Below are 25,633 nucleotides of genomic sequence, written 5' to 3'. Positions count from 1 at the left end.
AAAGGCGGGCCGCAGGGCGCCCCGCCTCAACACGGCCTGGATTAGGCCTGTGCCTTTTCGATGAACTTGACGGCGTCGCCGACAGTCAGGATCGAATCCGCTGCATCGTCGGGGATTTCGACGCCGAACTCTTCTTCGAATGCCATGACCAGTTCGACGGTGTCGAGCGAGTCTGCGCCCAGGTCGTCGATGAAGCTTGCGCCTTCCGTAACCTTTTCGGCGTCGACGCCAAGATGATCAATAACAATTTTCTTTACGCGTTCTGCTACGTCGCTCATGTCGGTATCCTCGACCTTTGTTTTTCTCAACGATGCCGTTCTGACATCGGTACCTTATTGACGCCTGGTAGATCAAGACGATCCGCCCGGCAATTCCTTCAACCGCAAGAGGGCAATTCACGCCCGCCAGAGCCTGGCGTTTGCCGCGTATCTTCCGATCGACTGCGCACAGTCATGGCCCGCTTAACACGGTTTAAGTCTGTCGCAAAGTCCGAAAATGGCAGAGGTTGGCTTGGTCAACATGCAATTCCCGGTATTTGCGTCCCGCGTCTGGCATAGACCCGAAATCGCGGCGGCGCAGGCATTTGCCCAGCGCCCACCCAATCCTAGATCATCGCCATGCCGCCGTTGACATGGATGGTCTGGCCGGTGACGTAGCCGGCCTCGTTGGAAGCCAGATAAGCAACGGCCGAGGCGACTTCGCCACCCGTTCCCATCCGCTTCATCGGGATGGCGCCCATGATGGCGTCCTTCTGCTTGTCGTTCAGCTTGCCGGTCATGGCGCTTTCGATGAAGCCGGGCGCGACACAGTTGACCGTCACGTTGCGGGTGGCGATCTCCTGGGCGAGCGACTTGGAAAAGCCGATCATGCCGGCCTTGGAGGCGCAATAGTTGGCCTGGCCCGGATTGCCGGTGACGCCGACGATCGAGGTGATGTTGATGATGCGGCCATGGCGGCGGCGCATCATCGGATGCGTCAGCTCGCGGGTCAGCCGGAAGACCGAGGTGAGGTTGACCTCCAGAACGGCGTCCCAATCCTCGTCGCTCATGCGCACGAACAGGCCGTCCTTGGTGATCCCCGCATTGTTGACGAGAATATCGACGCCGCCGAGTTCGGCCTCCGCCTTTTCGCCGAGCGCCTTGACGGCAGTGCGGTCGGCCAGGTTTGCCGGAAACAGATGGACGCGCTCACCCAGCGAATTGGCCAGCTCTTCGAGCTTTTCGACGCGGGTGCCGTGCAGGCCGACGGTTGCGCCCTGTGCGTGCAGGATGCGGGCGATCTCTTCGCCGATGCCGCCGGATGCGCCGGTAACAAGAGCCTTGCGGCCAGACAGATCGAACATGGTTGGTTTCCTCTTTTGGAGCGAATTAGGCAGTAGCGAATAGTGAGTGGCGATTAGCAAGTAGGGCGGAGCGATCGTCGCGTCAGCTTTTCTGTTCGCTAATCACTCTCCCCAATTCAGCCGAGCAAAGTTTGAAGCGCCGTTTCGATATCGGCGGGGGAATTGACGGCAATGCCGGTCACCGTCTTGTCGATGCGGCGGGCCAGACCGGTCAGCACCTTGCCGGAGCCGATTTCGTACAGCGTCGTCACATCGTTTGCGGCAAACCATTCGACGGTCTCGCGCCAACGGACCTGGCCGGTGACCTGCTCGACCAGAAGGTTGGCGATCTCGCCGGCATCGGTGACGGGGGCTGCGCGCACATTGGCGATCAGCGGCACCACCGGATTGCTCTTGGCAACCGTCGAAAGCGCTTGGCGCATCGCATCGGCCGCAGGCGCCATCAGCGTCGAGTGGAAGGGCGCAGAGACCGGCAAAAGGATGGCGCGCTTGGCGCCCTTTTCCGTTGCCAGAGCCGCCGCCTTTTCGACCGCCGCCTTCTCGCCCGAGATCACCAGCTGGCCGCCGCCATTGTCATTGGCGATCTGGCAGGCGCCGACATCACCGACGCCGTCGCAGATGGCCTGCACATCGCCATGTTCCAGCCCGATGATCGCCGCCATCGCGCCCTTGCCGACGGGCACCGCCGCCTGCATGGCGTTGCCGCGGATGCGCAACAGCCGCGCCGTATCGGCCAGCGAAAACGTGCCGGCGGCACAGAGCGCGGAATATTCACCGAGCGAATGGCCGGCGACATAGGAAACCTTCGATTTCAGGTCGAGGCCCTTGGCTTCCAGCACGCGCAGTGCGGCGATCGACACCGCCATCAGCGCCGGCTGGGCGTTGGCCGTCAGCGTCAGCGTTTCCTCCGGGCCATTCCACATGATGTCGGAAAGCTTTTCGCCGAGCGCGTCATCGACTTCGGCGAAAACGGCGGCTGCTTCCGGAAAAGCGTCGGCCAGATCCTTGCCCATGCCGAGCGCCTGGCTGCCCTGTCCTGGAAAGGTGAATGCGATTGCCATGAGGTTTTTCCCTCGTCATGCGCAGCCATGCCACGCCGTTTCATTACAAAGCCTTCGCCCGCAGACAACAGCGGGTCCAGTGCTTTTTTCCTCTCCATTCACATTCCTTGCGGCGGAGTCAAGCTTTGAGCCGCCAAAGCGCTGCCTGTGCACGGCATTCGCTTTTCTCTTGCGCCGCAGCAAACAGCCACTACATTCGCCGCCGAACGAAGATCGAGGCACCTCCCCCATGCGCTACAACACACTCGGCCGCACCGGCATCACAGTTTCGGAAATCTGCCTGGGCACCATGACCTGGGGCACGCAGAACAGCGAAGCCGAAGCCCATCAGCAGATGGATTATGCCGTCGGTCAGGGCGTCAACTTCTTCGATACCGCCGAGCTTTACCCCGTCACGCCCGCCGGGCCGGAGACGATGGGCCTGACCGAAGACTATATCGGCACCTGGCTGAAGAAAAGCGGCAAGCGCAATGACATCGTCGTCGCCACCAAGATCGCCGGTCCCGGCCGCCCCTATATCCGCAATGGCGCGCCGGCCAGCCCCAAAACCATGCGCGAGGCGCTGGAGACCAGCCTGAAGCGGCTGCAGACCGACCATGTCGATCTCTACCAGATGCACTGGCCGAACCGCGGCCACTATCATTTCCGCCAGTCCTGGAACTACGATCCCTCGCGTCAGGACACCGCCGCCGTTCACGACGACCTGCTTGCCATCCTCGAAACGCTCGGCGCCTTCGTCAAGGAAGGCAAGGTGCGCGCCATCGGCCTGTCGAACGACACCGCCTGGGGCACGATGAAGATGCTTGATCTCGCCGAGAAACACGGCCTGCCGCGCATCGCCTCGCTGCAGAACGAATACAATTTCCTCTACCGCACCTTCGACCTCGACCTTGCCGAAGTCAGCCACCATGAAAATGTCGGCCTGCTCGCCTATTCGCCGCTTGCCGCCGGCCTACTGTCCGGCAAATACCTGAACGGCGCCCGCCCGGACGGCTCCCGCCTGTCCATCAACGGCGACCTCGGCGGCCGCTATACAGAGTACCAGAACGCCGCCGTCAGCGCCTATGCTGATCTTGCCAAGACCCACAACCTCAACCTCGCCCAGATGCAGCTCGCCTTCAGCCTCACCCGCCCCTTCATGACCGCGGTGATCATCGGCGCGACCAGCATGGAGCAGCTGAAGACGGATATCGGGGCGAAGGACGTGGTGCTGTCGGCCGAGGTGATGCAGGGGATTGCACGGCTGCATAGGGCGTTTCCGGCACCGATTTGAGGGATGAGAGTTGGGGTGGCGCTTCGGTCGAGCAGCGTCCCTCGACTGGATTGACGGTTCGGCGCAACCAGCTTGGCCAGCCCGCCGAGATGTCCTAAATCTTGTAGTGTTTGAACAGCTGAAGCAAACTTGCGCCAACGATCGCGGCAAGATTGACAACATTCGCCGCCCACCAGAACGAAAATTCGGAACCTATCCCGTTTAGGCTATGAGGAATCGCCAGCCAAAGAAGTGGCACTGCAAAGATAAAAGACGAAATATACAGCTGCTTTTTATCTTCCCTGGTGAAGTTTGATTGACCCGGGGTCAGCGACATCGTCCAGTCTGCATAATTCCAATCCCAATAAACATATACGGCGATTCCGACAATCGATATCAGCGGCGTAATTTCCCAGCCGCAAAACGCTGATATAGCCAATGCAATTTGATTTCCGACAGCCGCAGCAAACGCAAGGCGACCAAACCCGGCAAGGGCAATCTCGTTCATGATTTCGATGTTGCCTTTGCGAAACTGGACTACAATCACTGCTTCAACGTCTATGCGCCGACGACGGCCTCGCTTATGGGGCGGCGATTCCTGAGTAAAAACAATACGAGGATGGCGCTGCAAGAGCAAACCAGACATGCGATCAACACGGCACTGCTCCCCAGATTGGTCATCAGCGAAATTAATACCGGAGGAGAGATCGCCGATATCCAGTTCAATGGCAGCGCGATCCGCGACAGCGCTTTTGCAAACTCACCCTTGTCATAGAAGACAAGCGGAATGGTCGCCCTTGCAACGGCGAGCGCCCCGCCGCTTATGCCATACAGCACCAGGAAAACGGCGATGGCCACCGTTGAGCCCTGAGCTGCCAGAAGGACGGCGAGCGATACGCACAGAATTGCCGACGAGACCACTCCCATCGTCACGCCATCCCATCGTCTTCCGACGATGATATTCAGCCCTCGGGCACCAATTTGCACGATTCCCAGCGCAGAACCGAAAGCCAAAGCCTGCGAAGCGCTTAAACCTTCCGCTTTCAGCAACTCGATCAAAATGGCGCTAAAACCAAACGTGATAAACGCATTGAGCGCGATGGCAGTGACGATGAGATAGAATGTCGGATCATACGGCTTTGCCGAGCTCCGGGATGTTGCCGCGTTGATATCGAGTGGGGCTTTGCTCCTGCGCGGCAAACCGAAGCTGTAAAGCGGCAGGCAAACCACGATCATGACCACGGCATAGGCTTCACACGTGCCGCGCCAACCAATTTCCTCCGACAGGAACGAGGTGAGAGGCCAAAACACCGTGCCGTACAGGCCGGAGACCAGCATCAAGGTGGCAATCGCGCGCGCAGCATTGCGGCCGGCGATCTCGTTGAGAAGGATGTGGGCTGGCGTGGTGAGCGTAGCGCTTCCCGCAGCACCGAGAACCAGCCACCCCAGAAAATAGGTGATGGGCGAATGCGAGAATGACAGAACGGCCAAGCCGCACGCCGAAAACACCGTTCCGCCGATCATGACCCGGCGCGCACCAGCACTGGTCAAAAGGCGCGAGAGCAAAGGAGCGCAAGCGCCCATCGTGACGTAGAAAACGGTGGTTCCGGCAAATATCGTCGATATATCGACGTTCAGATCCGCCGCCATTTCCCGGCTGACAACAGCCGAAAAACTGACCGTGCCCCAACCAATCAACTGGGCGACCGAGAGGACGATCAAGGGCAACACGACCCTCGCCTCTGATCCAGACTTGTCCATACATTCGTTCCGATCGCGACCGGAAACCAATATCACTCCCATTCTTGCAGTTTTAAGACAGCAATTCGCACCTCGAATGACCGCATTGGGCTGGGCACGGCCTTTCACAGAAAAATTTCATCCCCGCAAATCCCCGCCCTTTCGTTCCATGCCATCATGACTTCGTTCCGCCGAGGATACACCGGATTGCGTTGCCGGCGAGGCGGGGCCGGTGCCCGGACGGTTTGGCGAAACGCGCGTCAAATCCCCGGGGCTGCGTGAAAGGCGGTTCTCCTCCGGTTCGTGAAAGCGGATCGGGCGTGCCGGGTAGCCACACCACGGGCGGTTCACCCCGCCGGACGGCTTTGCCGTCCATGGGTCCAGGGCTAAACCCCGCCTCATTGAAAGGCCTGGCGGATAAGCGGCCGGGCCGGGGCATTGGAGGCTTTTTCCTTCACAAGAGGCAAAAGCGTAGAAGAACCTGAGAAGCGCGGCAAAAGACACCGAAACGGGGCACGGCGTGTGTCACCTACTATTCTACTCTGAGGCATACGTTGTGCCCCGGCCACCTGCTCTTTGAAAACCCACGGCGAATGTTTCGCGCGTGGCTACGGGACGTTGTGGATCACCCACCTCCCCCTTGAGGGGGGAGGTGGCCGCGAAGCGGCGGGTGGGGGTGACCGCCGCGCACGCCACAGTCCATTGCATATGCCGCAGATCACCCCACCCCGGAGCTTCGCTCCGACCCTCCCCCTCAAGGGGAGGGTGAAGAACCCCTCCCGGCCCGTTGGGCCACCCTCCCCACAAGGGGGAGGGAAAGACCGGGCACGCCGTACCTCGCTCCAAATTTCCCCTCGCCCCTTGCTTCCGGCGCGAAAATGCGTATAAGCGCGCTGTTCGCAACACCCGGTCTTCTGGCTGGTGGCTGAACGGAGGGCCGGTCTCCCGTAAGAGACCTGTCAGGACCTAAAGGGGTCCAGCCTCCCGTGTCTCCGCTCTCGACCGTCTCGAAACAACACTTTCTTGCCGGCTGCCTGCAGCCACTGGAACAGTCGTTGAGGCTTAGCCGCTAGGGCCCGGGTGACGATTAACGCAAGAAAGGCAAAGCCTCATGGCTCTTTATGAACATGTATTCCTTGCCCGGCAGGATATTTCCGCACAGCAGGTCGACGCTCTCGTCGAACAGTACAAGGGTGTACTGGAAGCTAACGGCGGAAAAGTCGGGCGCGTCGAAAACTGGGGCCTCAAGTCCCTGACGTACCGCATCAACAAGAACCGCAAGGCTCACTACGTTCTGATGGACATCGATGCTCCGGCACCGGCCGTTCACGAGATCGAGCGCCAGATGCGCATCAACGAAGACATTCTTCGTTACATGACCATCGCTGTTGAAAAGCATGAAGACGGCCCGTCCGCCATGATGCAGAAGCGCGACCGTGACGACCGTCCGCGCCGCGATGGCGACCGTCCTGACCGTGGCGGATTCGGCGACCGTGGTCCGCGCCCGGACCGTGGTGATCGTGAAGACCGTCCGCGCCGTCCGCGCGAAGACCGGGCATAAGGAGAGAAATTATGGCTGATACACTATCCGCTCCGGCTCGCCGCCCGTTCCATCGCCGCCGCAAGACCTGCCCCTTCTCCGGCGCCAACGCTCCGAAGATCGACTACAAGGACATCCGTCTGCTGCAGCGCTACATTTCCGAGCGCGGCAAGATCGTTCCTTCGCGTATCACGGCAGTGTCCCAGAAGAAGCAGCGCGAACTGGCCCAGGCCATCAAGCGCGCCCGCTTCCTCGGCCTCCTGCCTTACGTCATGTCCTAATGCATGGTTCTGCGCAGGTCTCCTGACTCTGCGTAGGTCGACTCAAGGTGAGGCGAAACGCCATCGGCATCGCCTCACCTTCTCCCTTCCGCGTTGGGCGCGGATCGGAAACACCGGCGCACATGCGCTCAAACCCATGTTGGGGCTCCGTTCTTGATTCAAGAATTGCCTCTAACTGCTTGAAAAGCAGGACAGCGACCGTGAAGAACCTGAACAAGACATCGCTGTTGACCGGCGCCCTCGCCGGCGTGACCGCCGCCCTGCTTACGCTGGGCGCGAACACGCAGTCGTCGTTTGCGATCGTGCTTTATGCCGCGTCCGCCCTGCCCATCCTCATTGCCGGCCTCGGCTGGGGCAATGCAGCGGCAATCGCCGCCGTCGTCGTTGCGGCCCTGACGAGCGCCGCGATCGTCTCGCCCTGGTTTGCGCTGCTGATTGCCGTCATCACCCTCATTCCCGCCGCCTGGCTCAGCCACCTTGCCAATCTGGCGCGGCCGGCATCCGAACTGGGCGGCCCCGATGGGGCGCTGGCCTGGTATCCGCTGTCGGATATCCTCACCCATCTGGCCGTGCTGGTCACCATCGCCATGATCGTCGTCGGCGCCATCATCGGCTATGACGGCACGATGTCCGACCAGATGATCGACCTGGTGATGTCGGCGCTCAAGGAACAGCAGCCGCTCTACAATCCGGATGCGGCCTCGATCGCCCAGATCAAGTCGATCTTCGGCGTCGTCCTGCCGATGGCGCAGGGCGCGATCTGGGTGTTGATGCTGTTTGCCGCCTATTACGTCGCCACCCGCATCGTCCAGACGTCGGGCAAGAGCCTGCGTCCGCGCGAGGACATGCCCTCGACGCTGCGCATGCACCGCTTCGCGATCTTCGCCTTCCTCGGCGGCCTGGTTCTGGCCTTCATGGGCGGCGCCCCGGCTATCGTCGGCGCGCTCGTCTGCGGCACCTTCGGCGCAGGCTTCCTGCTGTCCGGCTTCGCCGTCTTCCATTTCCGCACACGCGGCAAGTCCTGGCGGCTGCCCGTGCTGTGGCTTGGCTATCTGTCGGTCCTCGTCTTCACGATCCCGGCATTCTTCTTTCTCCTGTCGGGTCTGATGGACACGCGGCGCGCCATTGCGCTGTCGCCGGCGGGGAAAACCACTGACACTGAAACAAAAGACCTCTGAACAGACACACGAAAGGATCTATCCCATGCAAGTCATTCTTCTCGAACGCGTTGCCAAGCTCGGCCAGATGGGCGAAACCGTCAAGGTTCGCGACGGCTTTGCCCGTAACTACCTGCTGCCGCTCGGCAAGGCGCTGCGCGCCAACGAAGCCAACAAGAAGCGTTTCGAAGCCGAACGTTCGACGCTCGAAGCCCGCAACCTCGAGCGCAAGTCCGAAGCACAGGCCGTTGCCGAAACGCTGGGCGGCAAGTCCTTCATCGTCGTCCGCTCGGCCGGCGAAACCGGTCAGCTCTACGGTTCGGTCGCTGCCCGCGATATCGTCGACGTTCTGGCCGCTGAAGGCTTCAACATCGGCCGCAACCAGGTCGACCTCAACAACCCGATCAAGACCATCGGCCTGCACGACGTTGTCCTGCACCTCCATGCCGAAGTCGAAATCAAGGTTCAGATGAACGTTGCCCGTTCGGCTGAAGAAGCAGAACGCCAGCTCAAGGGCGAAAGCCTGACATCGGCCGACGCCATCTACGGCGTTGACGAAGATGCCCTGAAGCCGGAAGACTTCTTCAACCCGGAAGCCGAATTCGAAGGCGAAGACGAGTAATCGTCACAGCGACGGGCGCCAATACGGCGCCCGGCTTGCCGAACAGACATAAACGAAAGGCCCGCGATTTCCGTCGCGGGCCTTTCGCGTTTCAGGAATGGCGTGTGAGCCCTACTCCGCCAGCTGCGGCTCGGCGGCCTTGTCGATGCGCACCTCGACGGACATGCCCGGCGCCAGCTGGCCGGCCAGCGGCTGGCCGGGATCGATCGAGACCCGCACGCCGACGCGCTGGGCGACCTTGGTGAAGTTGCCGGTGGCATTGTCGGCGCGGATAACGCTGAATTCGGAACCGGCAGCCGGCGAGAAGCGCTCGACATGGCCGTTCAGCCGCGCCTTGTTCAGGGCATCGACGTTGAAGACCACCGGCTGGCCGATCTTCATGCCGTCGAGCTGGGTTTCCTTGAAATTGGCGATGATCCAGACATCCTTCGGCACGATGGCCATCAGCTGCGTGCCGGCCGTCACATATTGCCCGAGCCGCACACCGACTTCGCCGAGCGTTCCGTCCTGCGGTGCCGTCACCGTCGTGTTGTCGAGATCGATCTGCGCCAGCTGCACCGCCGCCTCGGCGCTGCGCACGCCAGCCTCGAGCCCGGCGCGCGAGCCGATCGTGGTGTTGAGATTCTGCTGCGCAACCTCGATCGCGGCCGTCGCCTGCGCGACACCGGCCTTTGCCTGCTCAAGGGTGGCCCGGGCGGTATCGACATCGCTGGATGTGGTGATGCCCTTTTCGGCCAGCGGCCGGATGCGGTCCCAGGACTGCTGGGCGCGGGTCAGTGTGGCAACGGCGCTGTCGCGCGCGGCTTGGCTGGCGGTGATGCTGGCCTTTGCCGACAGCTCCTGCTGATAGGAATTGGACAGCGATGCTTTCTGGGTATCCAGCGTTCCCTGCGCCTGCGCCAGCTTCTGGGCGTAGATCCGGTCGTCGATCTTCAATAGGACCTGCCCTGCCCTGACGATTTCATAATCCTTGACGGGAACCGCAGCGGCATAACCGGAAAGCTGCGGACTGACGATCGTCACATAGCCGCGGACATAGGCGTTGTCGGTCATCTCGACGCTCGTGGCGAATGGCGGCAACCGCCAGGCGTAGAGAACCAGCAGCACGCCGGCAAAGCCGGCCAGAAGCGTCAGGATGGTCGCGGGGGAACGAAGTGTCTTCAGCATGGCATGAACTCTGAACTCATCAGGATTGAGCGGCAACCGCCGGCGCGGCTGTCTTGTGCGGAATGAGACGCAACCAGGCCAGATGTCCCAGCAAGAGGACGAGACCGATGGCGGCGGCGATGGAAATAACCAGGAACGTATCGTTATAGGCGAGAATATTGGCCTCACGCGTCACCTGCTGGCCGAGCAGGACCAGACCTTCCGCATTCAGCAGTGACTTGTCGGTGATGACCTTGCCATAGGTCGCCGACAGCTGGGACACGCGCTGGGCGACGAAGGGGTTGGTCAGCAGGATATGTTCAACCAGCACGTTCGAATGAAACTTCTCGCGGATGGTGACGAAGGTGCCGAGCGCCGCCTGTGCGAGAAGCGAGCCGAGGCTCTGGGTAAACAGGAAGATCACCAGAAAATTGACAAGGAAGGTGGTGCCCCTGGCCAGCGCCGCGGCAAAGCCCTTGGCCATGACGGGGGGCAGAAACATCGCAGCCCCCGCCGCCACCATCGCCTGGCTGAGATACATCTGCTCGGGCCGGGTCAGGCTGGTCGACTGGCTGTCGAGAAAGGCGCCGCCGGCAATCAGCATCAGCGCCAGCACATGCGCGGTCTCGACATAGCGCGTCAGCATCAGCACCGTGCAGACAAGCCCGCCGGCGATCGAGGCCAAGAGAATGATCACATACATCGTCTGGGTCTGATCGTTGAGCAGGCCCAGTTGCATGTAGAAATTCGCCGCCGTCGTCGTCTGTTCCGAACTGACGACACGGAACAGGAGAAGAATGCCGGCCACGTGCATATTCTCTTTCGAGAAGACCCAGCGCAGGTCGATCAGCGGCATTTTGCGGGGAAGTTCGAGAACGACCATCAGTGTCAGGGCAACGATCGCCACGGCCAGCAGAACGCCGAGCCACGGCACCTCGAACCACCAGTAAAGACGGCCGAGCGTCAGGAAGACCGCCAGACAGCCGAAACCGACGGCGAGCAGCAGATAGTTGAGAATATCCATCCGCTGGATGACCTTCGCGCGCGGCGGCGCGGTCAGCGGCAGGAGATAGACGACCGGCAGCGCCATCAGCGCAAAGCCCATCTCGAAGGTGTAGAGCGCCTGCCAGCCGCCGAGGTCCATCAAGGACGGCGAGATGATGCGGGCGAGTGGCGCCGACAGCGTCGTGTTCATCAGGGCAAGGCTCAACCCCACCGACAGCTTGCGGGCGGGCGGAAAGGCTTCCAGCATGTAGAGGAAGCCGAGCGTCGACAAGGGTGCTGCCGCCATGCCGCTGATGAAGCGCACGACGATTGCCGAATGCAGGTCGGAGACGAAGATATTGAGGATCGAGGCAAAGACGAAGCAGACAATGCTGAGCTCGGCGAAACGGCGCAGGCCGTATTGCGAGCGGATCTTGAACAGGGCGATCGACATCGACGCATAGGGCGCCATGTAGGCCGCCGAGAGCCAGGCGATCTCCACCGTCGTTGCCGACAGCGATCCCTGCAGCTGGTAGATATTGGCGTTGAGCAGGTTCATGCCCAGGCCTTGGGTCAGAAACAGGAGCAGCGACGACGCCATGTAGACGGCGGCCCTTGCAGGGCTCATCGGCGCCGGCGGCGGTGGGACCGGTTGCGGCACGGCCGCCGCCGCCGGCATTTCGTTTTCGCTGCGATTGTCATTTGCGATGCGCGGGGCCGCCGTGTTCATTGGCCGCTCAATCCTTGCCGATCGCAATGAGGTTGCCGGCCATCAGGCTGACCACCTGCAGCGCCGTCGCCTTGTCCCTGGCATCGACGCCACCCAGCACCTGCTCGCGGATTTCGCAGGCAAGCTTGTCGATTTCGCCGGCGATGTCGCGGCCATGCGCGGTCATGTGGATCTGCTTGGCACGCCTGTCGCTCGCCTCGACGCGACGCTCGATGAAGCCCTGTTTCTCCATGCCATCGAGCAGGCGCACGATGGTCGGCGTCTCGATGCCCAGTTCGTCGGCCAGTTCGCGCTGGTTGAGACCGTCGCGCTTCGACAGCGCGAACAGGGCCCGGGCGCGCGACAGCGTCAGCCCCCGCTCCTTCACCCGCGCGTCGAACAGTGCCCGCAGCTTGCGGTTCACCGAGGACAGCGCGTCGAACAGTTCACGGTTGACGGCGGAATTGAGCATCTCGTCTCTTTTCATATCGGTAGTACGCTAATTATTTCGATCCTATTTAGTTGACGGAGGCTCATTTTTCAAGCCGCAAGGTGCGCCGGGACAAAAATCCCTGCCAAGCCCGGCAAGCCGCGATAGAATAGTGGGAGGCCTTGACCGGCAGCCGATTCGGGTGAAACCCGGTCAAGGACAAATGCCGCTGTCGACAGTTTTTTCGCGTTCTGCGCTCAGGCCCTGTGAACAACGGTGACGGCTTGCCGCCGGATGAAATGCGGCCGCGACTGTTGCATGGAAAGCCTTGACCCAGCGCTGTGGTGACCGCAAACCGATATCCTATCAAAGAACGACGTAAGACAGAGACGGGACGCCATGAACGAGATCGCGCGCAGACTTGCCCCCATCGCCAAGGAACAGGCCGAAGCACAATATCGCGAGGCACCGAACAACCTTGAGGCCGAGCAGGCTCTGCTGGGCGCCATTCTCGTCAACAACGATGCCTTCTATCGCGTCTCGGACTTCCTGAAGCCCGTGCATCTCAACGAACCGCTGCACCGCAAGATCTTCGAGGTTGCCGGCGACATCATCCGCATGGGCAAGACTGCCAATCCGGTGACCATCAAAACCTTCCTGAAAGCCGACGAAAAGGTCGGCGACATGACGGTGGCCCAGTATCTCGCCCGCCTCGCCTCCGAAGCCGTGTCGATCATCAATGCGGAAGACTATGGCCGGGCGATCTACGATCTGGCTCTGCGCCGCTCGCTGATCACCATTGGCGAGGACATGGTCAACATCGCCTATGACGCGCCGCTCGACATGCCGCCGCAGAGCCAGATCGAAGACGCCGAACGCCGCCTGTTCGAACTGGCCGAAACCGGCCGCTATGACGGCGGCTTCCAGGCCTTCAACGACGCCGTGGCGCTGGCGATCGACATGGCCGGCCAGGCGTTCGAGCGCGACGGCCATCTGTCCGGCATTTCCAGCGGCATCCATTCGCTCGATGCCCGCATGGGCGGGTTGCAGCGCTCCGACTTGATCGTGCTTGCCGGACGTCCGGGCATGGGCAAGACCTCGCTTGCCACCAACATCGCCTGGAACGTTGCGCATGCCTATGAACCGGAGGTTCAGGCCGACGGATCGTTCAAGGCGAGGAACGGCGGCGTCGTCGGCTTCTATTCGCTGGAAATGTCCTCCGAACAGCTGGCCACGCGTATCATTTCCGAGCAGACCGACGTCTCGTCATCCAAGATCCGGCGCGGTGACATTTCCGAAGCCGAGTTCGAGAAGCTGGTCGGCTTTTCCCAGACGATGCAGAAGACACCGCTCTATATCGACCAGACCGGTGGTATCTCGATCGCCCAGCTGTCGGCCCGTGCCCGCCGCCTGAAGCGCCAGCGTGGCCTCGATTGCCTTGTGGTGGACTATATCCAGCTGATGACGGGCTCGGGAAAATCGAGCGACAACCGCGTGCAGGAAATCACCCAGATCACTACGGGCCTGAAGGCGCTCGGCAAGGAACTGAACGTGCCGATCATCGCGCTGTCGCAGCTGTCGCGTCAGGTGGAAAGCCGCGAAGACAAGCGCCCGCAGCTCTCCGACCTTCGTGAATCCGGCTCGATCGAGCAGGACGCCGACGTCGTGCTGTTCGTGTTCCGCGAGGAATACTATGTCAAGAACATGGAGCCACGCGACGAATTCGACCCGAAATACGAAGAGTGGAAGCAGAAATTCGAATCGGTCAAGGGCACGGCCGACGTGATCATCGCCAAGCAGCGTCACGGGCCGACCGGCACGGTCAAGCTGGCGTTCCAGTCGGAGTTCACCCGCTTTACCGACCTCGCCGATCCGTCGTTCACGCAATACGAGGAACACTGACCGGTAAAGATCGCCCTTCCACGCGCCACCACGGCCCGGCACGTTGCAAATTGCCGGGCTTGCGGATAAGCGAAGAGAAATTTAGCAAACCACGCGCGGCATCAACGGATGCCGCGTACGGGTATAGACCTTGGGGGGAAATCTGTTCATGGAAGCCTTTATCGCGCTGCTGCAGGTGCTTGCGATCGATCTCGTACTCGCAGGCGACAATGCCATCGTCATCGGTCTTGCGGCGGCCGGCCTTCCAAAGGAACAGCGCGGCAAGGCGATCCTGATCGGGATCGCGGCAGCGACCGTCCTGCGCATCATCTTCGCCCTTCTCGCCACCCAGCTGCTGCAAATCCTCGGCCTGCTGCTCGTCGGCGGTGTGCTGCTCCTGTGGGTCTGCTGGAAGATGTGGCGCGAGCTGCGCACCACGGCAAAAGAAGCGGCCGACGGGCTGGAAACGCTGACCGGTGAAGATCTCGACCAGAGCGGCGCGGTCGGCAACGCAGCACCGCGCAAGACGCTGCAACAGGCGGCCCTGCAGATCGTCATCGCCGATGTCTCCATGTCGCTCGACAACGTGCTGGCCGTTGCGGGGGCCGCACGCGAGCATCCGAACATCCTCATCCTGGGCCTCGCCGTATCGGTGGCGCTGATGGGCATTGCCGCCTCGTTCATCGCCAAGCTGCTGCACAGGTTCCCCTGGGTCTCCTATCTCGGCCTTGCCATCATTCTCTTCGTCGCCCTGAAGATGATCTACGAAGGCTTCATGGAAGTCGAACCGCTCATCACCGCCTCGCTGAGGTAACCGGCCGGACGGTGACAGGCGGCGCGATCACGCGCCTGCCACCGGACACCATGGCGTCAAAAAGCGGTTGCGGATCGAGCGGCCAAGAGGGGCAGACGATTGCCGCCGCTGCCGCTTGGCTGTATCTCTTTGTCCATGGCTATATCGCAACATCCCCCTTTCGCTTCCCCGGCCTTCGAGGCTGCATCCAACCGCCTGACCATCGACCTCGGCGCCCTTGCCGACAATTGGCGCAGGATGGACAAGCTGTCCGGCAAGGCGCGGGCAGCGGCGGTTCTGAAGGCCAATGCCTATGGCATCGGCGTCAAGCCCGCAGCCGAGACGCTCTATGCCGCCGGCGCACGGGATTTCTTCGTTGCCGATGCCGAGGAAGGTGCCGCCCTTCGTCCGCTGGTGCCGGATGGCCGGATCTATATTCTAGCGGGCATGTGGCCCGGCAACGAACCGCTGTTCTTCGACAATGGCCTGGTGCCGATCATCAACTCCGAAGAACAACTGGCCTTCTTCATGTCGGCGCTGTCGGAACGCGGCGACCATCCTTGCGTGCTGCATGTCGATACCGGCATGAACCGGCTGGGGCTGGGCGCCGATGAAGCGCTGGCGCTGGCGGGCGACCCGGCCCGCCCGGCCAGCTTTTCGCCCATCCTGGTGATGAGCCACCTTGCCTGCGCCGACGATCCCACACATCCGCTGAACCGGCGGCAGCTTGAATCATTCCGGACGGTTACGGCTGCTTTCGATGGCATCGAATCAAGCCTGGCCAATTCGGCCGGCGTCCACCTTGGCCCCGATTTTCATTTCGATCTCACCCGGCCGGGCATCGCCACCTATGGCGGAGAGGCCGTCAACGGCATGGTCAACCCGATGAAACCGGTGGTGACGGCGGAAGCGCGCATCCTGCAGATCCGCCGCGTCCGGACCGGCGAGACGGCAAGCTACGGCGCCTCGGCGCAATTTGCCCGCGACAGCCGCGTGGCGATCGTCGCCATCGGCTATGCCGACGGCTACCACCGCTCGGTCTCCGGCGGCGGCGTCACCCTGCGCCAGGCAACCCCTTCGGGCGCCTTCGGCTTCCTGCATGGCCAGAAGATTCCCCACCTCGGCCGCGTCACCATGGATCTCAGCCTGTTCGACGTTACCGACCTGCCGGAAAACGCCGCGCGGCCGGGCGACTATATCGAACTGTTCGGCAACACGATCGCCATCGACGACGTGGCGCGGGCGGGCGGAACGATCGGCTACGAGATGCTGACCAGCCTTGGAGCCCGGTACGAGCGGGCCTATATCGAGGCGTGACAGCTTGTCGAAATTGCGGACTTGGAATCGGGAAAACGATGTTATAGATTAGAACAAAAGGAGATCATTGTGGCGATTATCCAATTGAGTGATGAAGACCAGGCGTTTATTGAAGAACGCGTTCGAACTGGCCCCTACAAGGATGTTAAAGACGTTGTCCATGCGGGGCTACAGGCGCTTCAGCGCGACGAAGCGGCTCTCAAGCGGCTCATTCAGGAAGGTGAGGATGATATCGCGGCCGGGCGGTTCTACGAATTTGGCGAAGACGACGATTTGACTGAGTTTATCGTCGCACGCTCGAAGGCACGCCGCGCCTGATGCGACGACGGCGCTTTCGCCTGTCGGAGCAGGCCGCTGATGATTTGACCGCCATTCATGACTACATAGCGGACACTAATCCAGATGCCGCGCGACGCGTCGTCGATAGCATAAATGCCAAGATCAGGTCGATTGCCGCTTTGGGTCTTACCGGCACCTCACGGGACGATATGAGACCGGATTTGCGAGTGATCCTTTTCCGAAATCATCTGATCTATTTCCGTGTCACAGCTTCCCACCTCCTCATTGTCCGTATCTTCCACGGCCGCCAGGACTTATCCTCCAAAGACTTCCCCGAAAGCGAAATTTGATGGCGAAAGCCCGGACACAATTCATCTGCCAGAACTGCGGTACCGTTCACGCCCGTTGGGTGGGAAAATGCGAGGGCTGCAACCAGTGGAACACGATCGTCGAGGAAGACCCGATGGGCGGGATCGGCGGCGGTCCGGGCCGGACGCCGAAGAAGGGCCGCCCCGTGGCGCTGACGACGCTGTCGGGCGAGATCGAGGACGCGCCGCGCATCATGACTGGTATTTCCGAACTCGACCGGGCGACCGGCGGCGGCTTCGTGCGTGGCTCGGCGGTGCTGATCGGCGGCGATCCGGGCATCGGCAAGTCGACGGTGCTGATGCAGGCGGCCGCTGCCCTGTCGCGGCAGGGACACCGGATCATCTATGTCTCGGGCGAAGAGGCGGTCGCGCAGGTTCGCCTGCGGGCCCAGCGGCTGGGCGCCGCCGATACCGAGGTGCTTCTGGCGGCCGAGACCAATGTCGAGGATATCCTGGCAACGCTCGGCGAAGGCAAGCGGCCGGATCTCGCCATCATCGATTCGATCCAGACGCTGTGGAGCGACACAGCCGATTCGGCACCCGGCACGGTAACGCAGGTGCGCACCGGCGTGCAGGCGATGATCCGCTTTGCCAAGCAGACGGGTGCGGCCATCGTTTTGGTCGGCCATGTTACCAAGGAAGGCCAGATCGCCGGGCCCCGCGTCGTCGAACACATGGTCGATGCCGTGCTCTATTTCGAGGGTGACCGCGGCCACCATTACCGCATCCTGCGCACGGTGAAGAACCGCTTCGGCCCGACCGACGAGATCGGCGTGTTCGAGATGTCGGACAAGGGATTGCGCGAAGTCACCAATCCATCCGAGCTTTTTCTGGGCGAGCGCAACTCGAAATCGCCGGGTGCGGCGGTGTTTGCCGGCATGGAAGGAACCCGGCCCGTGCTGGTCGAGGTGCAGGCGCTGGTCGCCCCGACCTCGCTCGGAACACCGCGCCGCGCCGTCGTCGGATGGGACAGTGCCCGCCTCTCGATGATCCTTGCCGTGCTCGAGGCGCATTGCGGCGTGCGGCTTGGCCAGCATGACGTTTATCTCAATATTGCCGGCGGATACCGCATTACCGAGCCCGCGGCCGATCTTGCGGTCGCATCTGCGCTGGTTTCGTCGCTTGCCGGTCTTGCCCTTCCCTCCGATTGCGTCTATTTCGGCGAAGTCAGTCTGTCCGGGGCCATCCGGCCGGTCGCGCATACCGCCCAGCGCCTTAAAGAAGCCGAAAAGCTCGGCTTTTCACAGGCCGTCCTGCCTGCCGCCTCCGCCGACCTGCCCAAGGGCAACGGCATGAGCTGGGCGGAGATGGAAAGCCTGCCGGATCTGGTGGCGCGCATTGCCGGCTCGAAGGGGGCCTTGAAGCAGGCAGACAACGATGATTGAGGAAGCCGCCGGATAAAAAACGGCGAATTCCGGTGAAAACAGTGTTCAACCGCGGACCATCGAAAGACGCCTCCGGCGTGATGATATATGGTTCGCGGAAAATCAGCGTGGGGTCGCCTCAAGGCGGTTTCGGAGTAGGACAATATGCCCATTACAATTCTCGACGGTATCGTTCTCGGCGTCGCGCTCTTCTCGGCCATCCTGGCCATGGTTCGCGGCTTTTCCCGGGAAGTTCTGTCCGTCGCAAGCTGGCTCGGCGCTGCGGCCGCCGCCTATTTCCTCTACCCCTATCTCCTGCCCTACGCGAAGAACTATACCAGCAGCGACACGGTGGCGATGATCGGCTCGGCCGGCGTCGTCTTCCTCGTCGCCCTGATCGTCGTCTCGTTCATCACCATGCGGATCGCCGATTTCATCATCGACAGCCGTATCGGCGCGCTTGACCGCACGCTCGGCTTTCTGTTTGGCGCGGCGCGCGGCGTCCTGCTCGTCGTCGTCGCCATGCTGTTCTTCAACTGGCTGGTGGCGCCCGCGCAGCAGCCGGTCTGGGTCACGACCGCGAAGTCCAAGCCGCTGCTCGACAATCTCGGCGGCAAGCTGATCGCGCTCCTGCCGGAAAATGCCGATGCCACGATCCTTGACCGCCTGCGCGGCAAGGACGCGACCGGCGAAGGTGAGAGCGAAGGCACGGGCGGCACGACCACCCAGCCCCCGGCCGACGAAACGCCTGCGACCAATGGCGCGGCAACCAACGGCTAAGGCCGCATGATAGAATGAGGGCCCGCTTTGGCGGGCTCTGTCCATTTTGCAATGATGAGATATGAAACCTTCAGGTCTTCCCGGCTTGAAGGCCTGCGGTATAATTCTTAGATCGAGACCGATTTAAGAATTATACCGCCCATCGAAACACTACAGCGCCGCGCGTCATGAATGATGTGCAGCGCCGCAAAGACCCGATACGATATGCCAAACGCGTTCCAGCCGTTAACACAAAGGCCAGCAGCGATGACCCATTTGCGATCCGCAGAGATTCAAGACGAAATCGATGGCGATACGCTGCACGAAGAATGCGGCGTATTCGGCATTCTGGGACACCCGGACGCCGCGGCCCTGACGGCGCTCGGCCTGCATGCGCTCCAGCATCGCGGCCAGGAAGCGGCAGGCATCGTCACCTTCGACGGCAAGCAGTTCTACACCGAAAAGCGCATGGGCCTGGTCGGCGACCACTATACCGACCCGGCAACGCTGGCAAAGCTGCCCGGTACCATTTCCATCGGGCACACCCGCTACTCCACCACCGGCGAAGTGGCGCTGCGCAACGTCCAGCCGCTGTTTGCGGAGCTTGAAGTCGGCGGCATCGCCATAGCCCATAACGGCAACTTCACCAACGGCCTGACACTGCGCCGCCAGATCATCGCCACCGGCGCCATCTGTCAGTCGACATCGGATACCGAAGTCGTTCTCCACCTGATCGCCCGCTCGCGCCATACCTCGACGGCCGACCGCTTCATCGATGCCATCCGGCAGATGGAAGGCGGCTATTCGATGCTGGCCATGACCCGCACCAAGCTGATCGCCGCGCGCGATCCCACCGGCATCCGGCCGCTGGTGATGGGCGAACTCGACGGCAAGCCGATCTTCTGCTCGGAAACCTGCGCGCTCGACATCATCGGCGCCAAATACATCCGCGACGTGGAAAACGGCGAAGTGATCATCTGCGAAATCCAGCCGGACGGTTCGATCTCCATCGATGCCCGCAAGCCGGTCAATCCGCAGCCGGAACGCCTTTGCCTGTTCGAATATGTCTATTTCGCCCGGCCCGATTCGGTGGTCGGCGGCCGCAACGTCTATGTGGCGCGCAAGAACATGGGCATCAACCTTGCCAAGGAATCGCCGGTCGAGGCTGATGTCGTGGTTCCGGTGCCGGACGGCGGCACGCCGGCGGCCATCGGTTTTGCCCAGGCAAGCGGCATCCCCTTCGAACTCGGCATCATCCGCAACCATTATGTCGGCCGGACCTTCATCGAGCCCACCCAGTCGATCCGTGCCTTCGGCGTCAAGCTGAAACATTCGGCCAACCGCGCCATGATCGAGGGCAAGCGGGTCGTGCTGATCGATGATTCGATCGTGCGCGGCACCACATCACTGAAAATCGTCCAGATGATCCGCGAAGCCGGTGCCCGCGAGGTCCACATCCGCGTTGCCAGCCCGATGATCTATCATCCCGATTTCTACGGCATCGACACGCCGGACGCCGACAAGCTTCTGGCCAACCAGCATGCCGACCTTGCCTCCATGTGCCGCTTCATCGGCGCCGACTCGCTGGAGTTCCTGTCGATCGACGGCCTTTACCGCGCAGTCGGCGGCGAAAAACGCAATCCGGCCCGGCCGCAGTTCACCGACCACTACTTCACCGGCGACTATCCGACGCGCCTTCTCGACAAGAATGGCGACAACACCAGCCCCAAGCTGTCGATGCTCGCCAGCAAGGGTTGAGCCCCCTGAATCGGAAACGTTTCGGGGGAAAGCCCCTCGCCTGTTCAAAGTCCTGCTGTGCGGCTTGCGCATTCGCCTGAACCTGTGGCAGCAAGCCCGCATCCAATGAATTCCGGAGCCATCCAGACATGATCGATCTCACCGGCCGCATAGCACTGGTCACAGGCGCGTCGCGCGGCATCGGCTATTTTACCGCGCTCGCGCTGGCCAAGGCCGGTGCGCAGGTGATCGCCTGCGCCCGCACCGTTGGCGGCCTCGAAGATCTTGACGATGCCATCAAGGCCGCGGGCGGATTGCCGGCAACGCTGGTCCCGTTCGATCTTGCCGACATGACGGCGATCGACAAGCTCGGCGGCGCCATCCACGAGCGCTGGGGCAAGCTCGATATCCTCGTCGCCAATGCCGGCGTTCTCGGCGTCATCTCGCCGATCGGCCATGTCGAGGCCAAGGTGTTCGAAAAGGTGATGACGGTGAACGTCACCGCCACCTGGCGGCTGATCCGTTCGGTCGATCCGCTGCTGCAGCAGTCGGATGCCGGACGCGCGCTCATCCTGTCGTCCAGCGCCGCACACAAGTGCAAGCCCTTCTGGGGGCCCTACTCCGCCTCCAAGGCTGCGGTCGAAGCCTTGGCCCGCACCTGGGCCGGCGAAACGCAGCGCCTGCCGCTGCGCATCCTCTCGGTCGATCCGGGCGCGACCCGCACCGCGATGCGGGCGCAGGCCATTCCCGGCGAAGATCCCCAGACCCTGCCGCATCCTTCGGAGGTGGCTGAAAAACTGCTGCCGCTGGTCGGCCCCGATCAGACCGAAACCGGCAAGCTTTTCATCGTCCGCGAAAACCGGATCGTCGATTATCGCCTGCCGGACTGATCGCCGGAAACCGGAACCCAAAAGCGGCTAACCTCCCTTTTCCCGCACCGGATCAGGTCCGGCGGAGTTTCGGCGCATGCGCAACAGATATTCGCTCCCATTGAACGGATCGGCGCCCGAACGTTGGCGTGAACGCGGGGCGCCGGCCATTGGCGCATAGTGATCGAAAGACGCCTCCATCGTCCCCATGCCGCTCGTCAGCCCCGGCAATTGCTGCTGAATGCCTTGGACCGCCGCAGATGCCACGGTGCCTTCCAGCCGAGCTACGCCATTGGCGATCACCGAGTCCGTCATCGCGACGCCGGATTTCGCAAGCAAGGTCAGCAAGCCGTTCAAGGTCTCCGCAGGGGTTTCTATGTCAAGGCGGTCGATGGGCTCGCATATGACGGTTTGTGCGGCTGACAGGGCGGTTGCCAGCACCAGGGGTGTCAGCTGCCGGAAGTCAGCGGCGGTACTGGACGGGGAACTGTGGCGGGCAGCGATCATCGCCACATGGCAATCGATCACCTGCCAGCCGAAGAAACCCTGCTTCAGCGTTTCAAAGACGGTTTCCTCGACCGCCCGGTAGAAGCTCGCCGGCATCTGGCCTATGTCCACGTCCAGCGCGAAGCTGTTGCCCGCCCCGTGCGGCCGCGGTTCGACGCGCAGTCCGACGGTGGCGAGGAACGGATTGGGCTCCTTGAAGATGGTTTGAAGGCCGCTACCGGCACCAATAACCCTCTCCACACAGATGACGGTGCTCTCCTCAAACGCCGCTTCCAGGCCGAAATCCGTCAGCAAGGTCGATTGGATGACCTCCTTCTGCACCTCGCCATACAAGGACAGGAAGACTTCGCCCGCCTCCTCGTTGCGGCGCAGATTGATCAAAGGGTCCTGCTCGGCCAACTGGTTCAGCGCCAGCCAGAGCGCTGCGCTGTCGGACGGTCGGCGGGCCAGGACCCGGGTTTCAAGGGTGGGCGGGGCAAAGTGAGACCGGCCGCCCAGGAGCAGATCGGTGCCCACCGCATCCCCGATCCGGGCGCCGCCGAGACCGCTGATACGGGCAATCTGCCCGGCGCGGACGCTGGCAACGTTGCGGACCCGGCCTTCTTCGAAAACATGGATCGCAGTCACCCGTGCCGGGCCTTTGGGCAGGTCCAGAGTTTGCCGGAGCTGGACCGTGCCGGATGTCAGGTGCATGTAGGCCAGCTTTTCGCCGCCCCATCCGCGCTCGATCTTGAAGATTTTCCCGGCAACCGGCCCGTCCGGATCGCGGCGGCGGCAGGGCAGCATCGTTGCAATGGCCGCAGTCAGGGCCGGCACGCCGGCGCCGGTCATCGCCGCTCCGCCAAAGGCCGGATGCACCAGCCCAGCAGCCACCTGATCTGCCAGTGAGCGCTGAAGTCTTTCAGCGGTCAGGCGATCGGGGGCAAGGACATAGTCGCTGAGCAATACCTCGTCGTTTTCCGCCAGTGTCTCGCATAGGGCTGTGAAAAGCGGTTCGCGTCCCGGATCGTGTGCTTCCACCTGAGCAAGCTTGCTGCCGGCCTCGTTGATCGCCGACATGGCGATGGGCCGAACCGGCAGCTGGCTGGCAAGGACCTCCAGCACGTCGTCGTATCGCGCCCCGAGACGATCGACCTTGTTGATGAAGAACACGAACGGAACGGCAAGACGCTGCAATGCCCGCACCAGTACCCGCGTCTGTGCCTGCACGCCTTCGACCGCCGAAACAACGACCACCGCTGCGTCCAGCAATCCAAGCACCCGCTCGACTTCCGCGATGAAGTCCGGGTGACCGGGCGTATCGATGAGATTGACGACCGTATCGTCGATCGTGAAAGACACCACGGCGGCGCGGATGGTAATGCCGCGTTGCCGCTCAAGCTCGAGACTGTCCGTCTGCGTGTTGCCGGTATCGACGCTGCCGAGCGTGTCGATGACGCCGGCATCAAAAAGCAGTCGTTCCGTAAGGCTAGTCTTGCCCGCGTCCACATGGGCGAGGATGCCCAGATTCAAAATACGCATGTGCCCTCGATTTCTCAGAATTTCGAATGTGATTTTCGTGAGAAATGAGTCGGCGCATGGGAACCTCTCCGTGCTCGTTACAGTCGTTCGGCGTGGCCACCGGTTGTTTGTGGCGACGCGCGCCGAACTCTAAAGGCCTGTCCGAAGATATGTCAAGAACGGCCATGGCGCGGTTTTGAGGCGGATGGCGAAGGAAACAGCTGTTGCAACTTACCGGATCAAACCGCCGAAAGCCGCCGGCCGGCCCCGGTCAGGCCGAGACGGACAAGCAGTTCATCGTGCGGGAAAGCCGGATACTGGGTTATCGTCTACCGGGATTGAAGCCTTCAATATCCCCAAAAAAGCCGCCGCGAAATTGATCGCGGCGGCTTTTTCTGGTAACCCGAAGCTACTTATTATCGCCCGGCAATCCATCCTCGACCGGCGTCGGGTGATCGGGATGCAGCGGCCAGCCGCCGTATTTCTTCTGCCATTTGCGCGCGCCGAAGGGCAGGCTCAGCAGGTAGCCGACCGCCGTGACCACCATGGTTTCCCAGGTGAAGCTCATCAGCGTCGCAACATAGAGGACGACGAAGAGGATGATCGGCAGGACCAGATCGCGGCGCACGCGATTTTCCGACTTGCCCGACCAGACCGGCAGGCGGCTGACCAGCAGGAAGGCGATCAGCACCGTATAGCCCGACGAGATGATCGCCACCGTACGGTCCGGCACCAGCCCGAGAAGACCCAGATACATCGGCAGCAGCATCAGCATGGCGCCGGCCGGCGCCGGTACGCCGACGAAATATTCCGACTGCCAGGTGGCCTTGACCTCGCGCTCCGACATGACATTGAAGCGGGCAAGGCGCAGGCCGGCCGCAATCACATAGATCAGCGCTGCGATCCAGCCCAGCGAACGGGCCTGGTCGAGAACGAAAGCATAGAGCACCAGCGCCGGTGCAACGCCGAAATTGACGATATCGGCGAGCGAATCCATCTGGGCGCCGAACTTCGACGTCGCCTTCATCAGGCGGGCGACGCGGCCGTCGATGCCGTCGAGGAAGGCGGCAACCAGAACCATGGCGACGGCAAGCTCGAACCGGTTCTCAAAGGCGAGCCGGACGCCGGAAAGGCCGGCGCAGATGGCCAGCACGGTGATCACATTGGGCACGATCAGCCGCAGCGGGATTTCCCGCAGGCGCGGCCCGCGCGCCTCGTCATTCGGGCCGTTCGGTTCAAAGGACGGAAAGGGCGTTTCCATGGGCTGCTCCTGTTCCTGTTTCGCTGGTGTCATCAACCGCGGCGGCTGATGACCGGGCCCTTGGCCGAACCGAATTCGGCCAGCACGGTTTCACCGGCGATCGCCGTCTGGCCGAGGCTGACGCGCGGCTCGGCACCTTCCGGCAGGAAGACGTCAAGGCGGGAACCGAAGCGGATGAGGCCGAAGCGTTCGCCAGCCTGCAGCGCATCGTTCGGCACCGACCAGCAGACGATGCGGCGGGCGACAAGACCGGCGATCTGGACGACGCCGATCTCGCCATGGGTGGTTTCGATGACCAGACCGTTGCGCTCGTTCTCGTGGCTTGCCTTGTCCAGTTCGGCGTTGACGAACTTGCCGGCGCGGTAGGCGATGCGGCGAATGGTTCCCCGCACGGGCGCGCGGTTCACATGGCAATTGAACACGTTCATGAACACGGTAATACGCAGCATCGGCACGGTTCCGAGCCCAAGCTCCTCCGGTGGCGTCATCATCGCGATCGACGAGACACGGCCGTCGGCCGGGCTGATCACCAGATCGTCATCGAGCGGCGTCATGCGTTCGGGATCGCGGAAGAAATAGGCGCACCAGGCGGTGAGGATGAAGCCGATCCACATCAGCGGCTCCCAGAGAAAGCCGAGAACCAGCGAAACGACGAAGAAACCGGCGATGAAGGGGTAACCTTCCTTATGCACCGGCACCAGCGTGTTGCGCACTGTATTGATCAAGCTCATGAA

General features: G+C 62.0%; 25 protein-coding genes. 14 read left to right on the top strand and 11 right to left on the bottom strand.

Annotated features, from left to right (window positions below; all coding sequences use genetic code 11):
- Nucleotides 1-41: 41 nt before the first annotated feature.
- The 3 genes from ADU59_RS07210 to fabD form a co-directional block, all read right to left on the bottom strand.
- A complete protein-coding gene (locus ADU59_RS07210; RefSeq protein WP_056332049.1) occupies nucleotides 42-278 on the bottom strand; it encodes an acyl carrier protein in 237 nt (78 codons plus the stop codon).
- Between the two features lie 326 nt (nucleotides 279-604).
- Nucleotides 605-1,342: a 3-oxoacyl-[acyl-carrier-protein] reductase gene (gene fabG, locus ADU59_RS07205; RefSeq protein ID WP_068953143.1), complete on the bottom strand. Its 738-nt coding sequence runs from the start codon at nucleotides 1,340-1,342 to the stop codon at nucleotides 605-607.
- Nucleotides 1,343-1,458: 116 nt separating this feature from the next.
- Entirely contained in the window at nucleotides 1,459-2,403 is a 945-nt protein-coding gene (gene fabD, locus ADU59_RS07200; protein ID WP_068953141.1) for an ACP S-malonyltransferase, read from the bottom strand.
- Nucleotides 2,404-2,632: 229 nt separating this feature from the next.
- Here fabD and ADU59_RS07195 point away from each other — a divergent pair, with 229 nt between their 5' ends.
- A complete protein-coding gene (locus ADU59_RS07195; RefSeq protein WP_068953139.1) occupies nucleotides 2,633-3,676 on the top strand; it encodes an aldo/keto reductase in 1,044 nt (347 codons plus the stop codon).
- 94 nt (nucleotides 3,677-3,770) lie between these two features.
- Here the strand turns inward: ADU59_RS07195 and ADU59_RS07190 are convergent, their stop codons facing one another.
- Both ADU59_RS07190 and ADU59_RS07185 read right to left on the bottom strand, forming a co-directional pair.
- Complete coding sequence (locus ADU59_RS07190; RefSeq protein ID WP_139093153.1) at nucleotides 3,771-4,163, bottom strand: hypothetical protein; 393 nt, start codon at nucleotides 4,161-4,163, stop codon at nucleotides 3,771-3,773.
- A 50-nt stretch (nucleotides 4,164-4,213) separates the two neighbouring features.
- Nucleotides 4,214-5,416: an MFS transporter gene (locus tag ADU59_RS07185; RefSeq protein WP_068953136.1), complete on the bottom strand. Its 1,203-nt coding sequence runs from the start codon at nucleotides 5,414-5,416 to the stop codon at nucleotides 4,214-4,216.
- Nucleotides 5,417-6,506: 1,090 nt separating this feature from the next.
- Here ADU59_RS07185 and rpsF point away from each other — a divergent pair.
- The 4 genes from rpsF (at nucleotide 6,507) to rplI (ending at nucleotide 8,995) form a co-directional block, all read left to right on the top strand.
- Nucleotides 6,507-6,956, top strand: coding sequence for a 30S ribosomal protein S6 (gene rpsF / locus ADU59_RS07180; protein ID WP_068953134.1), 450 nt, complete (start codon nucleotides 6,507-6,509; stop codon nucleotides 6,954-6,956).
- A gap of 11 nt (nucleotides 6,957-6,967) precedes the next feature.
- On the top strand, nucleotides 6,968-7,216 hold the full coding sequence (gene rpsR / locus ADU59_RS07175; protein WP_037107250.1) for a 30S ribosomal protein S18: 249 nt from the start codon (nucleotides 6,968-6,970) through the stop codon (nucleotides 7,214-7,216).
- A gap of 200 nt (nucleotides 7,217-7,416) precedes the next feature.
- The gene (locus ADU59_RS07170) at nucleotides 7,417-8,394 is read left to right on the top strand and encodes a DUF2232 domain-containing protein (protein ID WP_068953131.1); all 978 of its coding nucleotides are present in this window, start codon (nucleotides 7,417-7,419) and stop codon (nucleotides 8,392-8,394) included.
- Between the two features lie 25 nt (nucleotides 8,395-8,419).
- Entirely contained in the window at nucleotides 8,420-8,995 is a 576-nt protein-coding gene (gene rplI / locus ADU59_RS07165) for a 50S ribosomal protein L9 (protein ID WP_068953130.1), read from the top strand.
- A 111-nt stretch (nucleotides 8,996-9,106) separates the two neighbouring features.
- Here the strand turns inward: rplI and ADU59_RS07160 are convergent, their stop codons facing one another.
- Genes ADU59_RS07160 through ADU59_RS07150 form a run of 3 tightly spaced genes read right to left on the bottom strand, consistent with a single transcriptional unit; the run spans nucleotide 9,107 to nucleotide 12,306 of the window.
- Nucleotides 9,107-10,162: an HlyD family secretion protein gene (locus ADU59_RS07160; protein WP_068953128.1), complete on the bottom strand. Its 1,056-nt coding sequence runs from the start codon at nucleotides 10,160-10,162 to the stop codon at nucleotides 9,107-9,109.
- A gap of 19 nt (nucleotides 10,163-10,181) precedes the next feature.
- Nucleotides 10,182-11,855, bottom strand: a complete 1,674-nt coding sequence (locus tag ADU59_RS07155) for an MFS transporter (protein ID WP_068953126.1) — start codon at nucleotides 11,853-11,855, stop codon at nucleotides 10,182-10,184.
- Between the two features lie 7 nt (nucleotides 11,856-11,862).
- Nucleotides 11,863-12,306, bottom strand: coding sequence for a MarR family winged helix-turn-helix transcriptional regulator (locus ADU59_RS07150; RefSeq protein ID WP_068953124.1), 444 nt, complete (start codon nucleotides 12,304-12,306; stop codon nucleotides 11,863-11,865).
- A 357-nt stretch (nucleotides 12,307-12,663) separates the two neighbouring features.
- On the opposite strand from ADU59_RS07150, the gene ADU59_RS07145 reads away from it, so the two are divergent.
- The 9 genes from ADU59_RS07145 to ADU59_RS07105 all read left to right on the top strand — a co-directional run bounded on the left by ADU59_RS07145 (nucleotide 12,664) and on the right by ADU59_RS07105 (nucleotide 21,652).
- Complete coding sequence (locus tag ADU59_RS07145; RefSeq protein ID WP_068953121.1) at nucleotides 12,664-14,166, top strand: replicative DNA helicase; 1,503 nt, start codon at nucleotides 12,664-12,666, stop codon at nucleotides 14,164-14,166.
- 148 nt (nucleotides 14,167-14,314) lie between these two features.
- Entirely contained in the window at nucleotides 14,315-14,959 is a 645-nt protein-coding gene (locus ADU59_RS07140) for a TerC family protein (protein ID WP_068953119.1), read from the top strand.
- Nucleotides 14,960-15,094: 135 nt separating this feature from the next.
- The gene (gene alr / locus ADU59_RS07135) at nucleotides 15,095-16,255 is read left to right on the top strand and encodes an alanine racemase (protein ID WP_068953741.1); all 1,161 of its coding nucleotides are present in this window, start codon (nucleotides 15,095-15,097) and stop codon (nucleotides 16,253-16,255) included.
- A 69-nt stretch (nucleotides 16,256-16,324) separates the two neighbouring features.
- Nucleotides 16,325-16,573, top strand: coding sequence for a type II toxin-antitoxin system ParD family antitoxin (locus ADU59_RS07130; RefSeq protein WP_068953117.1), 249 nt, complete (start codon nucleotides 16,325-16,327; stop codon nucleotides 16,571-16,573).
- On the top strand, nucleotides 16,573-16,884 hold the full coding sequence (locus tag ADU59_RS31445) for a type II toxin-antitoxin system RelE/ParE family toxin (RefSeq protein WP_068953115.1): 312 nt from the start codon (nucleotides 16,573-16,575) through the stop codon (nucleotides 16,882-16,884). The genes ADU59_RS07130 and ADU59_RS31445 overlap by 1 nt, the downstream gene beginning before the upstream one ends.
- Nucleotides 16,884-18,287, top strand: a complete 1,404-nt coding sequence (radA, locus tag ADU59_RS07120; protein WP_068953113.1) for a DNA repair protein RadA — start codon at nucleotides 16,884-16,886, stop codon at nucleotides 18,285-18,287. Before ADU59_RS31445 ends, radA begins: the two co-directional genes overlap by 1 nt.
- A gap of 144 nt (nucleotides 18,288-18,431) precedes the next feature.
- The gene (locus ADU59_RS07115) at nucleotides 18,432-19,046 is read left to right on the top strand and encodes a CvpA family protein (RefSeq protein ID WP_068953111.1); all 615 of its coding nucleotides are present in this window, start codon (nucleotides 18,432-18,434) and stop codon (nucleotides 19,044-19,046) included.
- 246 nt (nucleotides 19,047-19,292) lie between these two features.
- The gene (purF, locus tag ADU59_RS07110; RefSeq protein WP_068953108.1) at nucleotides 19,293-20,783 is read left to right on the top strand and encodes an amidophosphoribosyltransferase; all 1,491 of its coding nucleotides are present in this window, start codon (nucleotides 19,293-19,295) and stop codon (nucleotides 20,781-20,783) included.
- A gap of 128 nt (nucleotides 20,784-20,911) precedes the next feature.
- Complete coding sequence (locus ADU59_RS07105; protein ID WP_068953107.1) at nucleotides 20,912-21,652, top strand: SDR family NAD(P)-dependent oxidoreductase; 741 nt, start codon at nucleotides 20,912-20,914, stop codon at nucleotides 21,650-21,652.
- A gap of 27 nt (nucleotides 21,653-21,679) precedes the next feature.
- Here the strand turns inward: ADU59_RS07105 and ADU59_RS07100 are convergent, their stop codons facing one another.
- The 3 genes from ADU59_RS07100 to ADU59_RS07090 all read right to left on the bottom strand — a co-directional run bounded on the left by ADU59_RS07100 (nucleotide 21,680) and on the right by ADU59_RS07090 (nucleotide 25,630).
- Nucleotides 21,680-23,659: an elongation factor G gene (locus ADU59_RS07100; protein ID WP_068953105.1), complete on the bottom strand. Its 1,980-nt coding sequence runs from the start codon at nucleotides 23,657-23,659 to the stop codon at nucleotides 21,680-21,682.
- 388 nt (nucleotides 23,660-24,047) lie between these two features.
- The gene (pssA, locus tag ADU59_RS07095) at nucleotides 24,048-24,899 is read right to left on the bottom strand and encodes a CDP-diacylglycerol--serine O-phosphatidyltransferase (RefSeq protein ID WP_068953103.1); all 852 of its coding nucleotides are present in this window, start codon (nucleotides 24,897-24,899) and stop codon (nucleotides 24,048-24,050) included.
- 32 nt (nucleotides 24,900-24,931) lie between these two features.
- Nucleotides 24,932-25,630 carry a phosphatidylserine decarboxylase gene (locus ADU59_RS07090; RefSeq protein WP_068953101.1) on the bottom strand — a complete coding sequence of 233 codons (699 nt, stop codon included), beginning with the start codon at nucleotides 25,628-25,630 and terminating at the stop codon, nucleotides 24,932-24,934.
- Between the last annotated feature and the right edge of the window lie 3 nt (nucleotides 25,631-25,633).

The organism is Pararhizobium polonicum, from assembly GCF_001687365.1.
In the GTDB taxonomy this organism is placed as follows: domain Bacteria; phylum Pseudomonadota; class Alphaproteobacteria; order Rhizobiales; family Rhizobiaceae; genus Pararhizobium; species Pararhizobium polonicum.
This window is presented reverse-complemented; position numbering and strand designations above follow the sequence as displayed.

Bases quoted from the DNA above. Each gene is read 5' to 3' on its own strand.
- ADU59_RS07210 (WP_056332049.1), bottom strand. From the start codon at position 278: ATGAGCGACGTAGCAGAACGCGTAAAGAAAATTGTTATTGATCATCTT.
- fabG (WP_068953143.1), bottom strand. From the start codon at position 1,342: ATGTTCGATCTGTCTGGCCGCAAGGCTCTTGTTACCGGCGCATCCGGC.
- fabD (WP_068953141.1), bottom strand. From the start codon at position 2,403: ATGGCAATCGCATTCACCTTTCCAGGACAGGGCAGCCAGGCGCTCGGC.
- ADU59_RS07195 (WP_068953139.1), top strand. From the start codon at position 2,633: ATGCGCTACAACACACTCGGCCGCACCGGCATCACAGTTTCGGAAATC.
- ADU59_RS07190 (WP_139093153.1), bottom strand. From the start codon at position 4,163: ATGAACGAGATTGCCCTTGCCGGGTTTGGTCGCCTTGCGTTTGCTGCG.
- ADU59_RS07185 (WP_068953136.1), bottom strand. From the start codon at position 5,416: ATGGACAAGTCTGGATCAGAGGCGAGGGTCGTGTTGCCCTTGATCGTC.
- rpsF (WP_068953134.1), top strand. From the start codon at position 6,507: ATGGCTCTTTATGAACATGTATTCCTTGCCCGGCAGGATATTTCCGCA.
- rpsR (WP_037107250.1), top strand. From the start codon at position 6,968: ATGGCTGATACACTATCCGCTCCGGCTCGCCGCCCGTTCCATCGCCGC.
- rplI (WP_068953130.1), top strand. From the start codon at position 8,420: ATGCAAGTCATTCTTCTCGAACGCGTTGCCAAGCTCGGCCAGATGGGC.
- ADU59_RS07160 (WP_068953128.1), bottom strand. From the start codon at position 10,162: ATGCTGAAGACACTTCGTTCCCCCGCGACCATCCTGACGCTTCTGGCC.
- ADU59_RS07155 (WP_068953126.1), bottom strand. From the start codon at position 11,855: ATGAACACGGCGGCCCCGCGCATCGCAAATGACAATCGCAGCGAAAAC.
- ADU59_RS07150 (WP_068953124.1), bottom strand. From the start codon at position 12,306: ATGCTCAATTCCGCCGTCAACCGTGAACTGTTCGACGCGCTGTCCTCG.
- ADU59_RS07145 (WP_068953121.1), top strand. From the start codon at position 12,664: ATGAACGAGATCGCGCGCAGACTTGCCCCCATCGCCAAGGAACAGGCC.
- ADU59_RS07140 (WP_068953119.1), top strand. From the start codon at position 14,315: ATGGAAGCCTTTATCGCGCTGCTGCAGGTGCTTGCGATCGATCTCGTA.
- alr (WP_068953741.1), top strand. From the start codon at position 15,095: ATGGCTATATCGCAACATCCCCCTTTCGCTTCCCCGGCCTTCGAGGCT.
- ADU59_RS31445 (WP_068953115.1), top strand. From the start codon at position 16,573: ATGCGACGACGGCGCTTTCGCCTGTCGGAGCAGGCCGCTGATGATTTG.
- radA (WP_068953113.1), top strand. From the start codon at position 16,884: ATGGCGAAAGCCCGGACACAATTCATCTGCCAGAACTGCGGTACCGTT.
- ADU59_RS07115 (WP_068953111.1), top strand. From the start codon at position 18,432: ATGCCCATTACAATTCTCGACGGTATCGTTCTCGGCGTCGCGCTCTTC.
- purF (WP_068953108.1), top strand. From the start codon at position 19,293: ATGACCCATTTGCGATCCGCAGAGATTCAAGACGAAATCGATGGCGAT.
- ADU59_RS07105 (WP_068953107.1), top strand. From the start codon at position 20,912: ATGATCGATCTCACCGGCCGCATAGCACTGGTCACAGGCGCGTCGCGC.
- ADU59_RS07100 (WP_068953105.1), bottom strand. From the start codon at position 23,659: ATGCGTATTTTGAATCTGGGCATCCTCGCCCATGTGGACGCGGGCAAG.
- pssA (WP_068953103.1), bottom strand. From the start codon at position 24,899: ATGGAAACGCCCTTTCCGTCCTTTGAACCGAACGGCCCGAATGACGAG.
- ADU59_RS07090 (WP_068953101.1), bottom strand. From the start codon at position 25,630: ATGAGCTTGATCAATACAGTGCGCAACACGCTGGTGCCGGTGCATAAG.